Genomic DNA, 12,194 nt, shown 5'->3' with positions numbered 1-12,194 from the left:
GGTGTCGATCGTCAACGCGAAGCCCGGCACGCTCGGCGACCACCTGCTGCCGGTGATCGACGCGCACGCGAACGTGCATCTCGACGCGCACGCGCAGCGGATCGACGCGCTTGCGCTGAAGCTGATCCGCGACGGCAGCGTGACGGGTAGCGGCACGCTGACGGGCGGCAAGGGCCGCTTCGACCTGAAGGTCGCGAACCTCGACCTGAATGCCTTCGTCGCCGAGTTGCGGCCGATGCGCCTCGCCGGCCCGCTCGGCGTGACGCTCGCGGGCGACGTGACGACCGTCGATTTCAACCTGAACGACCCGACGCTCGCGCTCGGCGCCCGCGCGAAGGTTGCGCTGACGTCGCAGCAGACCGTGCTGACCGACGCGCGCGTGACGGCGGGCAAGGGCCGCATCGACCTGACGGGCGTGTTCCGCCACGATGCGCATTCGAGCTACGACGCGAAGGCGACGCTGACCGCATTCGATCCGCTGCTGCTCGCCGCGATGAGCGCGCCGAAGGCGGGTGGCGGCAAGGCGCCCGCCAAAGTCGCGAAGGCGCCGGCCCAGCGCGGCGAGACGCGCGTGTCGGGCACGCTGACGGCGTCGGGCGCGTTTGCGCCGCAGGTGTCGACGAAGGCGACCTTCAAGCTCGGCGACAGCCTGTACGACGGCGTGCCGCTGACCGGCGCCGGCGTCGTGCAGCTCGCCGGCTCGCGCATTTTGCCGAGCAACGCGACCCTGTCGATCGCGGGCAACCACGTGGATCTGCGTGGCAGCTTCGGCGCGCCCGGCGACCGGCTGCGCTTCGTCATCGACGCGCCGCAGCTCGACCGGCTCGGCTTCGGCGTGGAAGGGCTCGTGCAGGCGCAGGGCGACCTGACCGGCAGCTTCGCGCACCCGAACGTGACGGCCACCTACAAGGCCGAGCACGTCGTCGTCGGCTCGAACCGGATCGGTGTCGCGCAGGGCCGCGCGGACATCCGCGACGGCGCGCACGGCGCGCTCGTGTTCACGGCCGACGCATCCGACATCGCACTTGGCTCGCTGAAGCTGAAATCGCTGCGCGCGAACCTCGACGGCACGCGCGCGAAGCACACGCTCGACGCGTCGGCGCTCGGGATCGCCGGCGGCCGCGTGATCGACGTGACGCTCGCGGCGAACGGCGGCGTGGTGGAGAACCGCGACGGGATGCGCTGGGACGGTACCGTCACGCATCTCGCGAATCGCGGCACGCCGGCAATCGCGCTGCAGTCGCCGCTGACGGTATCGGCCGGTGCCGGCCGCGTGACGCTCGGCGCGACGCGGCTCACGCTCGAAGGCGCGGCGATCGACCTGAAGTCGTTCGTGTTCGATCACGGCCAGATGCGCTCGGCGGGCTCCGTGAGCGGTGCGTCGGTCGCGCGTTTCCTCGAGGTCCGCCAGGAGCTGACGGGCCAGCGGCCGCCGGTGCGGACCGACGTCGTGCTCGACGCCGACTGGGATTTCTCGCTCGGCGCAAACTCGACGGGCTATGTGCAAGTGAAGCGTCGCGGCGGCGACGTGACGATCGAGAGCGGGCGCGGCATCGCATCGCTGGGGCTGATCGACCTGTCCGCGCGCGCGAGCTTCACGCCCGGCAACCGGCTCAACGTGACGGCGCTCGCGAAGGCGAACCGAATCGGCACGCTCGATGCGAACGTCACCGTGCCGTTCGCGCTGCGCGACGGCATGTTCGGCGTGGTCGACGACGGCCCGCTGTCGGGCCGCATCGATGCCGACATCCCGGCGCTGAAGACGACCGGCAACCTGTTCGGGCCGAGCTACCTGCTCGGCGGGCGCGCGGCGCTGAAGCTCACCGTCGCGGGCACGCCGGTGAAGCCGAACCTGTCGGGGATGCTGACGGGCGACGATTTGTCCGCGACGCTCATCGACCAGGGCGTGCAGCTGAAAGACGGCATCGTGCGCATCAAGCTGTCGGAAAACCTCGTCGAATTCCAGCAGGTCGAATTCCACGGCGGCGACGGTACGCTGCGCGCGCTCGGCCGCGTGCGCCTCGACGGCGAGGCGCCCGACCTGACCGCGAGCATCGTCGCGGACAAGCTCGAACTGTTCGCGGCGCCGGATCGCAAGTTGTCGCTGTCGGGCAAGGCAACTGTCACGAACGACGGGCCGCGCGGCGCGTTGTCCATCGACGGCAAGTTCGTCGTCGACCGCGCATTGTTCGACCTGCCGGAGGAATCGGCGCCGCACCTGTCGGACGATGTCGTGATCGTGGAGCCGGGCGGCACGGTGCGCGGCGAGACGCCGACCGGCACTGCGGTCGCGAAGCCGAAGCCGGCCGAGGACAAGCCGGCGCCGTCGCTCGCGCCGCGCGCGAACATCGACATCGGCCTCGGCAACAACTTCCGCTTCAAGGGCCACGGCGCGGATCTCGGGCTGCGCGGCACGATCACCGTGATGAGCGCGCCGGGCGTGCCGCTGCGTGCGGTCGGCAACGTGCGCGTGACCGAAGGATCGACGTACACGTCGTTCGGCCGCAAGCTCGCGATCGAGAACGGCTTCTTCACGTTCAACGGCCCCGTGTCGAACCCGGGCGTCAACATCCTCGCGATGCGGCGCAACCAGGAGGTCGAGGCCGGCGTGCAGGTGACGGGCACGATCCAGTCGCTGACGGTCAAGCTCGTGTCGGAGCCGAACGTCACGGACAACGAAAAGCTGTCGTGGCTGCTGTTCGGGCACGGCACCGACCAGGGCAACAACGTCGGCCAGCAGGGTGCGATGACGGCGGCGCTCGGGCTGCTCGGCAGCGTGACCGGCAAGCGCGTCGCGCAGACCTTCGGTCTCGACGAGGTTTCGGTCGGCCGCAGCGAAGTCGGGCTGACCGATCCGCAGGTCGTGCTGGTGTCGAAGGCGATCAACGAGCGGTTCGTGCTCGGCTTCGAGCAGGGGCTGCAATCGGCGGCCAACGCGTTCAAGGCGACGATCAACCTGACGCGCTTCTGGTCGGTGTCCGCGTACGGCGGCACGTTCCAGGGCGTCGACCTGAACTACACGCGGCGCTTCGACCGATGGTTCGGCAGTGACGGCGGGCAGGCGCGGCGCGCCGAGCAGCCATGAAAAACGCCCCGCACGAATCGTGCGGGGCGTTTTTGTGCAAGCGGCGCAGCGTGTGGCTTACTTCACGCGCATGCCGGGCTTCGCGCCGCTGTGCGGCTCGAGGATGTAGAGGCCCGGCTCGGCCTTCTCGTCGGTTGCCGATGCGGCCAGCACCATCCCTTCGGACAGGCCGAACTTCATCTTGCGCGGCGCGAGGTTTGCGACCATCACGGTCAGCTTGCCGACGAGCTGCTCGGGCTGGTACGCGGACTTGATGCCCGAGAACACGTTGCGGGTCTTTTCCTCGCCGACGTCGAGCGTGAGCTGCAGCAGCTTGTCCGAGCCCTCGACGGCCTGGCACGCGACGATCTTAGCGATGCGCAGGTCGATCTTCGCGAAATCGTCGATCGAGATCGGTGCGTCGTCCGCGCCGTTCACGACCGCCTGCTTCGCGTTCGCCTTGGCATTGTTCTTCGCATCCTTCGCGGCATTGGCGCTCGCGGCGGCCGCGCCGGTGGCTTCGGCTTGCAGCGAATCGCGGTTCGCGGCGAGCAGCGCTTCGATCTGCTTCGGGTCGACGCGCGTCATCAGGTGCTGGTACGCCTTGATCGGCTGTTCCGACGACAGCGGCTTCGCGGCATCGGCCCAGGCGAGCGGCGCGATCCCGAAGAACGACTCGACGGCTTCGGCCACGCGCGGCATCACCGGCTTCAGCGCGAGCGACAGCAGGCGGAACGACTCGAGGCTCACGCTGCAGGTTTCGTGCAGCGCGACCGCGTTGGCCGGATCCTTCGCGAGATCCCACGGCTTCGCGCCGTCGACGTACGCGTTCACTTCGTCCGCGAGCTCCATCGTGTGGCGCAGCGCACGGCTGTATTCGCGCGCTTCGTAGTTCGCGGCGATCTGCGGGATCGCCTCGCGCAGCTTCGCGACGAGCGGATGGTTCATCGCGCTGTCCTGCACGCGGCCGTCGAAGCGCTTGATCAGGAAGCCCGCCGCGCGGCTCGCGATGTTCACGTACTTGCCGACGAGGTCGCTGTTCACGCGCGCCTGGAAGTCGTCGAGGTTCAGGTCGATGTCTTCCATCGTCGCGTTCAGCTTCGCGGCGAAGTAGTAGCGCAGCCATTCGGGGTTCAGGCCCGTGTCGATGTAGCTCTGCGCGGTGATGAACGTGCCGCGCGACTTCGACATCTTCGCGCCGTCGACCGTCAGGAAGCCGTGCGCGAACACGTTGGTCGGCGTGCGGTGGCCCGAAAACTCGAGCATCGCCGGCCAGAACAGCGTGTGGAAGTACAGGATGTCCTTGCCGATGAAGTGATACTGCTCGGTGGTCGAGCCCGGGCGGACCCACGCGTCGAAGTCGACGCCGTTGCGGTCGCACAGGTTCTTGAAGCTCGCGTAGTAGCCGACCGGCGCGTCGAGCCACACGTAGAAGTACTTGCCGGGTGCGCCCGGGATCTCGAAGCCGAAGTACGGCGCGTCACGCGAGATGTCCCAGTCGGCGAGCTTGGCTTCGCCGGCGTCGCCGAGCCACTCGCGCATCTTGTTGGTCGCTTCGGGCTGTGCGAGGCCGCTCACCCATTCGCGCAGGAACGTTTCGCAGCGCGGATCGGACAGGCGGAAGAAGTAGTGCTTCGACGTCTTGCGCACCGGCGTCGCGCCCGACACGACCGAATACGGGTTCAGCAGTTCGGTCGGCAGGTAGGTCGAGCCGCACACTTCGCAGTTGTCGCCGTACTGGTCCTTCGCGTGGCACTTCGGGCACTCGCCCTTGATGAAACGGTCCGGCAGGAACATTTCCTTGACGGGATCGTACGCCTGCTCGATCTCACGCTCGGCGATGAAGCCGGCTTCCTGCAGCGCGACGTAGATCTTCTCGCTCAGCACGCGGTTCTCGTCCGAATCGGTCGAGTAGAAGTTGTCGAACGACACGCCGAAGCTGTCGAAGTCGCGTTTGTGTTCGGTCCACACGCGATCGATCAGCTGCTTCGGGGTCAGGCCTTCCTTCTCCGCGCGCAGCATGATCGGCGTGCCGTGCGTGTCGTCGGCGCCGATGTAGTAGACCTCATGGCCATGCATTCGCAGCGTCCGCACCCAGATGTCGGTCTGGATGTACTCGACCAGGTGGCCGATGTGGATCTGCCCGTTGGCATAGGGCAGTGCGGACGTAACGAGGATCTGGCGGCCGCCTTGCGGCGCCGCAGCCTGCACGGAAGTGAGGTCGGATGCGGACATAGGGTCTGTAGAGGAACGGCGGAAATACGACGGGAAACTGCGATTCTAGCAGGGGCGCGCGCCAGCGACGCGGGCAGGCGCCCTTGACCGGGCGCCGAAACGGGCAGGGCCGCGCAAGCGGCGTGCCCGACGGTGACGTGCTGCGGTGCAGCACGAATTCTGCGGGCAAAAAAAACCGGGGCGGATACGGCCCCGGAGCAACAACGACAAGAGGAGAATGGTGACGCGCCGGCAACACCAGCCGCGTACCGTAAATACTGACCACGGCCTGCGACAGAAGTTCGAAAATATTTTCGATTTGTTACCGGCTCCGCCGGAAGCCTTCTCCGGCGGGGCCGCGCGGGCGGCGTGCCTGCGCCTTCCCCTCGTCGCGCGCTTACTGCGCCTGCGCTGCGCGCAGGTAGATTTCGACGCGGCGGTTCTGTGCGCGGCCGGCTTCGGTCGCGTTGTCCGCGATCGGGTTCGACGCGCCCATGCCTTGCGCCGACAGGCGGCCGGCGTTGACGCCGCGCTGCGCGAGTGCGTTCACGACGCTCTGCGCGCGGTTCTGCGACAGCGTCTGGTTCAGCTGCGCCGAGCCCGTGCTGTCCGTGTAGCCGACGATCGATGCCGTCACTTGCGGGTTCTGGCTCAGCGTCGAGGCCAGGTCGTTCAGCAGCGGCGTGAAGGCCGGCGTGATCGCGTACTGGTTCGTCGCGAAGGTCACCGCGCTCGGCACGTTCAGCTTCAGCGAGCCGTCCGGCTGCTCGGTCACTTGCGTACCCGTCTGCGCTGCCGACGGTGCGAGCTTGTTCTTGATCGCCTGCCAGTTGTAACCCGTCACGCCACCGACCAGTGCGCCGACGCCTGCGCCGATCGCCGCGCCCTTGCCGCCGCCTGCCAGCGCGCCGATGCCTGCGCCCAGCGCCGCACCCGTGCCAGTACCGACGGCCGTATTGTTGCCTTGCTGCGTGGCGCAGCCTGCCAGCAGTGCGCCGGCCAATGCGAAGACGGACAAGCGGGTCGCGATTTTCATGTTCATCTTGGATTCCTCTCTTGGTTGAACGAGTCGACAACGACGACAACAACAGTTACGGCTCCCTGCGCGGGCCGCCCGGAAAAGGAGGGCAGGCCTGTGCTCGCGGCAGCCGCCGAGGTGGCTGCATGCCCTGTCCGTCAGCGTGGCTGTTGGGACAGGGCGACGCGTCAGCCTCTACAATATAGGCGGTTAGTGGCCGATTTGGCCCCATAGCATGCCGCAGGCGAAGAGTGCGCCGGGTCGCGCGTTCGCGCAATGGCGTGCAACAGATTCTTTCACTTTTCCCGATTTTCGCAGCGTAATTTGATATTTTTTGACGTTTGCGCGCGAGAAAAACGTTTTCACGGAGTTTCGATGAGCATTGACCGGGCACAAGTCGACGCCGCTTTGGCGGCCGTCGTCGACCCCAATACCGGCCGTCCGTATGCGGCGAACAAGGGCGTGCGCAACGTCGCGATCGACGGCGACGTCGTGACGCTCGACGTGGTGCTCGGTTATCCCGCGCGCAGCCAGCACGACGACGTGCGCGCACGCGTCACCGCAGCACTCCAGGCCGTGGCCGGCGTGCGCGACGCGCGCGTCGCCGTGTCGCAGGAGATCGTCGCGCACACGGTGCAGCGTGGCGTGAAACTGCTGCCGAACGTGAAGAACATCGTTGCGGTCGCGTCGGGCAAGGGCGGCGTCGGCAAGAGCACGACGGCCGTCAACCTCGCGCTCGCGCTTGCCGCGGAAGGCGCGTCGGTCGGCATCCTCGACGCCGACATCTACGGCCCGTCGCTGCCGACGATGCTCGGCATCCACGGCCAGCGCCCCGAGTCGCCCGACAACCAGTCGATGAACCCGCTCGTCGGCCACGGGCTGCAGGCGAACTCGATCGGCTTCCTGATCGAGGAAGACAACCCGATGGTGTGGCGCGGCCCGATGGCGACCTCCGCGCTCGAGCAGTTGCTGCGCCAGACCAACTGGCGCGAGCTCGACTACCTGATCGTCGACATGCCGCCGGGCACGGGCGACATCCAGCTCACGCTCGCGCAGCGCGTGCCCGTCACGGGCGCGGTGATCGTTACGACGCCGCAGGACATCGCGCTGCTCGACGCGAAGAAGGGCTTGAAGATGTTCGAGAAGGTCGGGATTCCGATCCTCGGCATCGTCGAGAACATGAGCATCCACATCTGTTCGAACTGCGGCCACGAGGAGCACATCTTCGGCGCCGGCGGGGCCGAGCGGATGGCGAAGGACTACGGTGTGAACGTGCTCGGCAGCCTGCCGCTCGACATCGCGATCCGCGAGCGCGCCGACAGCGGCACGCCGACGGTTGCGGCCGATTCCGACGGCGCGCTGGCGCGTCGCTACCGCGACATCGCGCGCGGGGTTGCGCTGGCGATTGCCGAGCGATCGCGCGACATGACGTCGAAGTTCCCGTCGATCGTTGTTCAAAATACGTAAAACCCTTGCGGGGCGGGGCCTCAGGCTGTTTACGGCGCCGCAAGGCGCGGTATCATGGCGACTTTTCCCGGGTCCCTTTACCCGCCCGGCGCGGCCGTCGTGTCAAACGGCCGCCAGCCGGCATGAGGATCGAATGAAACAACGACATCACGGCGTGCGCGCCGGCCGCGTGCAGTGCGCGCTGCTGGCCGCCGCCGCGCTGGGCCTGCTGGCCGGCTGCACTTCCTTTTCCTCGTCGCACGAAAAACGGGCCGACGCACAACTGCAGCCGACGGTCGGCTCGCAGGCGCGCGGCGCGGTGACGTTCGTCGAGCGTCCGGACGGCGTACAGGTTACCTACAACCTGGCCGGCCTGCCGCCGAACAGCGATCACGCGTTACAGGTACACGAACGCGGCGACTGCAACGCGGGCGACGGCTCGAGCGCCGGCCAGGTGTTCGCGCCGGCCGCCGACCGGCTGCGCGCGGGCGCTCGCGTCGCCGGCGATCTCGGCAACATCCACGCGGATGCGAACGGCGTCGCGGCCGGCTTCATCGTCGCGCCCGATCTGGCCCTCGATGGCGTGCGCTCGGCGATGAACCGGGCGGCGCTGGTGCACCGCGACGCGAGCGATCCCGCGTTTCCGCAGCATGGCGCGGGGCCCGCGCTCGCCTGCGGCGTGATCCGTTGACGGCCGCCGCGTGCGCGGGCCGATGATCGCGTAAAATGTGCGCCTTTCCTGGCCGCTGCCTCGCGCGAGCGGCCCTCACCGACTGTCACGCAGCGTTTCCAGGCGCCCAGATATGAAACGACCCCAACGCTCACTTCGTTCGCTGTCCCCCGAGGGGACGGCCAGCCTCCTTGGGACGGTCCGGCGGAGGCAGGCATGAGCATCAAGTCCGACAAATGGATTCGGCGCATGGCCGAAGAGCACAAGATGATCGAGCCGTTCGTGCCCGATCAGGTTCGCGCGTCCGAGGACGGCCGCCGGATCGTCAGCTACGGCACGTCGAGCTACGGCTACGACATCCGCTGCGCGGACGAATTCAAGATCTTCACGAACATCAACTCGACGATCGTCGATCCGAAGAACTTCGACGAGGGTTCGTTTGTCGATTTCAAGGGCGACGTGTGCATCATCCCGCCGAACTCGTTCGCGCTGGCCCGCACCGTCGAATATTTCCGCATCCCGCGCACCGTGCTGACCGTCTGCCTCGGCAAGTCGACCTATGCGCGCTGCGGGATCATCGTCAACGTGACGCCGTTCGAACCCGAGTGGGAAGGCTACGTCACGCTGGAATTCTCGAATACCACGCCGCTGCCCGCGAAGATCTACGCGAACGAAGGCGTCGCGCAGGTGCTCTTCTTCGAGAGCGACGAAGTGTGCGACGTGTCGTACGCGGATCGCGGCGGCAAGTATCAGGGGCAGCGTGGTGTCACGCTGCCGAAAACCTGATCTGGTTGCATAACGTCTCACCAGTTTCCGGGTGACCGCTGCGCGTGACGCGCCGCGGTCGTTCTTTTTGGAGAATCGCCCATGAAGTTTCGTTTCCCCGTCGTCATCATCGACGAAGATTTCCGCTCCGAGAACATCTCGGGCTCCGGCATCCGGGCGTTGGCCGAAGCGATCGAGAAGGAGGGCGTCGAAGTCCTCGGTCTCACGAGCTACGGTGATCTGACGTCGTTCGCGCAGCAGTCGAGCCGCGCGTCGTGCTTCATCCTGTCGATCGACGACGACGAACTCATGCTCGGCGAAACCGGCCAGGACGGCGAGTTGCCCGAGCTCGCGACCGCGATCATCGAGCTGCGCGCGTTCGTCACCGAAGTGCGCCGCCGCAACGCGGATATCCCGATCTTCCTGTACGGCGAGACGCGTACGTCGCGGCATCTGCCGAACGACATCCTGCGCGAGCTGCACGGCTTCATCCACATGTTCGAGGACACGCCGGAGTTCGTGGCGCGCCACATCATCCGCGAGGCGAAGGTCTATCTCGACTCGCTCGCGCCGCCGTTCTTCAAGGAACTGGTGAAGTACGCGGACGAAGGCTCGTACTCGTGGCACTGCCCGGGCCACTCGGGCGGCGTCGCGTTCCTGAAGAACCCGCTCGGCCAGATGTTCCACCAGTTCTTCGGCGAGAACATGCTGCGCGCGGACGTCTGCAACGCGGTGGACGAACTCGGCCAGCTGCTCGACCACACGGGCCCGGTCGCGGCGTCCGAGCGCAACGCGGCGCGCATCTTCAGCGCGGACCACCTGTTCTTCGTGACCAACGGCACGTCGACGTCGAACAAGATCGTCTGGCACGCGACGGTTGCACCGGGCGACATCGTGCTGGTCGACCGCAACTGCCACAAGTCGATCCTGCACGCGATCACGATGACGGGCGCGATCCCCGTGTTCCTCACGCCGACGCGTAACCATTTCGGCATCATCGGGCCGATCCCGCGCGACGAATTCAAGCCGGAGAACATCCGCAAGAAGATCGAGGCGAACCCGTTCGCACGCGAAGCGATGCGCGAGAACCCGGACATGAAGCCGCGGATCCTGACGATCACGCAGAGCACGTACGACGGCGTCGTCTACAACGTCGAGATGATCAAGGACCTGCTCGGCGACCTGCTCGACACGCTGCACTTCGACGAAGCGTGGCTGCCGCACGCGACGTTCCACGACTTCTACCGCGACATGCACGCGATCGGCGACGGCCGTCCGCGCACCGGCGCGCTCGTGTTCGCGACGCACTCGACGCACAAGCTGCTCGCGGGCATCTCGCAGGCATCGCAGATCGTCGTGCAGGATTCGGAGAACCGCACGTTCGACAAGCACCGCTTCAACGAGGCGTACCTGATGCACACGTCGACGAGCCCGCAGTACGCGATCATCGCGTCGTGCGACGTCGCGGCCGCGATGATGGAGCCGCCGGGCGGCACCGCGCTCGTCGAGGAATCGATCGCCGAGGCGATCGATTTCCGCCGCGCGATGCGCAAGGTCGACGCCGAATACGGCGACGACTGGTTCTTCAGCGTATGGGGCCCGGACAACCTGTCCGAGGAAGGCATCGGTTCGCGCGAGGACTGGATGCTGAAGCCGAACGACCACTGGCACGGCTTCGGCCCGCTGGCGGAAGGCTTCAACATGCTCGACCCGATCAAGGCGACGATCATCACGCCGGGGCTCGACGTCGACGGCGAGTTCGGCGAAACCGGCATTCCGGCCGCGATCGTCACGAAGTACCTGGCCGAGCACGGGATCATCGTCGAGAAGACCGGCCTGTACTCGTTCTTCATCATGTTCACGATCGGCATCACGAAGGGCCGCTGGAACTCGATGGTGACCGAGCTGCAGCAGTTCAAGGACGACTACGACAACAACCAGCCGCTGTGGCGCGTGCTGCCGGAATTCGTCGCGCAGCATCCGCGCTACGAGCGCGTCGGCCTGCGCGACCTGTGCACGCAGATCCACGACGTGTATCGCGCGAACGACATCGCCCGCCTGACGACGGAGATGTACCTGTCGGACATGGAACCGGCGATGAAGCCGTCGGACGCGTTCGCGAAGCTTGCGCACCGCAAGATCGACCGCGTGCCGCTCGACGAGCTCGAAGGCCGCGTGACGAGCATCCTCCTCACGCCGTACCCGCCGGGCATTCCGCTGCTGATCCCGGGCGAGCGCTTCAACAAGACGATCATGAACTACCTGCGGTTCGCGCGCGACTTCAACGAGCGCTTCCCGGGCTTCCACACCGACATCCACGGCCTCGTCGCGGAAGAGGTGAACGGCCGCGTCGAGTACTTCGTCGACTGCGTGCGCGACTGATGGCGACGCACGGACGAATCCAGGCGATGCGTGCGGCGCTGGCCGCGCTCGTCGTCTGGGCGGCAGGGTCGGCCGGGCTGGCGGGCGTGGGTGTCGCACATGCGGAAGTCGCGGCGGCCGACCCGATCGACGTCGCGATGCGGCAATGCCTCGCGCGGCGCGACCGGTCGTCGCCGGCCGGCCAGATCCAGTGCATGGGCGAAGCGCAGCAGCAGTGGCAGGCCGTGATGGACGGCGCGTACCAGCGCCTGTTGAAGGATGCACCGGCCGACGCGAAGCGCGGCTGGCAGGACAGCCAGCGCCATTGGCTCACGTGGCGCAAGGACGAAGTGCATCTGCTGAAGGCCGTATATGACACGACGCGCGGCACGTCGTACGCGATGTCGAGTGCCGATCTGCAGCTGCAGCCCGTGCGCGATCGCGCGCTGGCGCTGCGCGGCGCGGCCGATCGTTATGCGCCGCCGCCCGCCGCCGTGCCGGTCGCGGCCACGAGCGGCGCGCAGGGCAGCGCGGGGGATGCGCCGGGATCGGAAGAGCGGCGTGTAGGGAAAGAGGGTGACATATCGTGGATGTCGTGGGTGCTGGTGGAGCATTTAGTCAAAACCAATAGTAAGTACGATAGAATGAACTCTCGT

The 12,194-nt window shown here is 67.0% G+C and carries 8 protein-coding genes; 6 read left to right on the top strand and 2 right to left on the bottom strand.

Translation table 11 applies throughout. The annotated features are described in order from the left end of the window. On the top strand, positions 1-3,085 hold a 3,085-nt coding region (locus G3O06_RS42860), incomplete at its 5' end, for a translocation/assembly module TamB domain-containing protein (protein WP_205819697.1). Positions 3,086-3,142: 57 nt separating this feature from the next. Here the strand turns inward: G3O06_RS42860 and metG are convergent. Both metG and G3O06_RS42850 read right to left on the bottom strand, forming a co-directional pair. Continuing rightward, a complete protein-coding gene (metG, locus tag G3O06_RS42855) occupies positions 3,143-5,299 on the bottom strand; it encodes a methionine--tRNA ligase (protein ID WP_205819693.1) in 2,157 nt (718 codons plus the stop codon). A gap of 376 nt (positions 5,300-5,675) precedes the next feature. Then, positions 5,676-6,320, bottom strand: coding sequence for an OmpA family protein (locus G3O06_RS42850; RefSeq protein WP_174967717.1), 645 nt, complete (start codon positions 6,318-6,320; stop codon positions 5,676-5,678). Between the two features lie 351 nt (positions 6,321-6,671). Here G3O06_RS42850 and apbC point away from each other — a divergent pair, with 351 nt between their 5' ends. From apbC to G3O06_RS42825, 5 genes are all read left to right on the top strand, one after another. Further along, the gene (gene apbC / locus G3O06_RS42845) at positions 6,672-7,763 is read left to right on the top strand and encodes an iron-sulfur cluster carrier protein ApbC (RefSeq protein ID WP_205819689.1); all 1,092 of its coding nucleotides are present in this window, start codon (positions 6,672-6,674) and stop codon (positions 7,761-7,763) included. 133 nt (positions 7,764-7,896) lie between these two features. After that, a complete protein-coding gene (sodC, locus tag G3O06_RS42840; protein WP_174916422.1) occupies positions 7,897-8,433 on the top strand; it encodes a superoxide dismutase [Cu-Zn] in 537 nt (178 codons plus the stop codon). A 195-nt stretch (positions 8,434-8,628) separates the two neighbouring features. Further along, positions 8,629-9,198, top strand: coding sequence for a dCTP deaminase (gene dcd, locus G3O06_RS42835; RefSeq protein WP_006398615.1), 570 nt, complete (start codon positions 8,629-8,631; stop codon positions 9,196-9,198). A gap of 81 nt (positions 9,199-9,279) precedes the next feature. Beyond that, a complete protein-coding gene (locus G3O06_RS42830; protein WP_174967720.1) occupies positions 9,280-11,559 on the top strand; it encodes an arginine/lysine/ornithine decarboxylase in 2,280 nt (759 codons plus the stop codon). Next, a partial coding sequence (locus tag G3O06_RS42825) for a lysozyme inhibitor LprI family protein (RefSeq protein ID WP_241020531.1) occupies positions 11,559-12,194 on the top strand: 636 nt, incomplete at its 3' end. The genes G3O06_RS42830 and G3O06_RS42825, both read left to right, overlap by 1 nt.

This window comes from Burkholderia sp. Ac-20345, from assembly GCF_017104825.1.
Classification (GTDB): domain Bacteria; phylum Pseudomonadota; class Gammaproteobacteria; order Burkholderiales; family Burkholderiaceae; genus Burkholderia; species Burkholderia lata_B.
The sequence above is the reverse complement of the archived record's forward strand: the minus strand, read 5'-3'. Positions and strand labels throughout refer to the sequence as shown.

Bases quoted from the DNA above. Each gene is read 5' to 3' on its own strand.
- metG (WP_205819693.1), bottom strand. From the start codon at position 5,299: ATGTCCGCATCCGACCTCACTTCCGTGCAGGCTGCGGCGCCGCAAGGC.
- G3O06_RS42850 (WP_174967717.1), bottom strand. From the start codon at position 6,320: ATGAACATGAAAATCGCGACCCGCTTGTCCGTCTTCGCATTGGCCGGC.
- apbC (WP_205819689.1), top strand. From the start codon at position 6,672: ATGAGCATTGACCGGGCACAAGTCGACGCCGCTTTGGCGGCCGTCGTC.
- sodC (WP_174916422.1), top strand. From the start codon at position 7,897: ATGAAACAACGACATCACGGCGTGCGCGCCGGCCGCGTGCAGTGCGCG.
- dcd (WP_006398615.1), top strand. From the start codon at position 8,629: ATGAGCATCAAGTCCGACAAATGGATTCGGCGCATGGCCGAAGAGCAC.
- G3O06_RS42830 (WP_174967720.1), top strand. From the start codon at position 9,280: ATGAAGTTTCGTTTCCCCGTCGTCATCATCGACGAAGATTTCCGCTCC.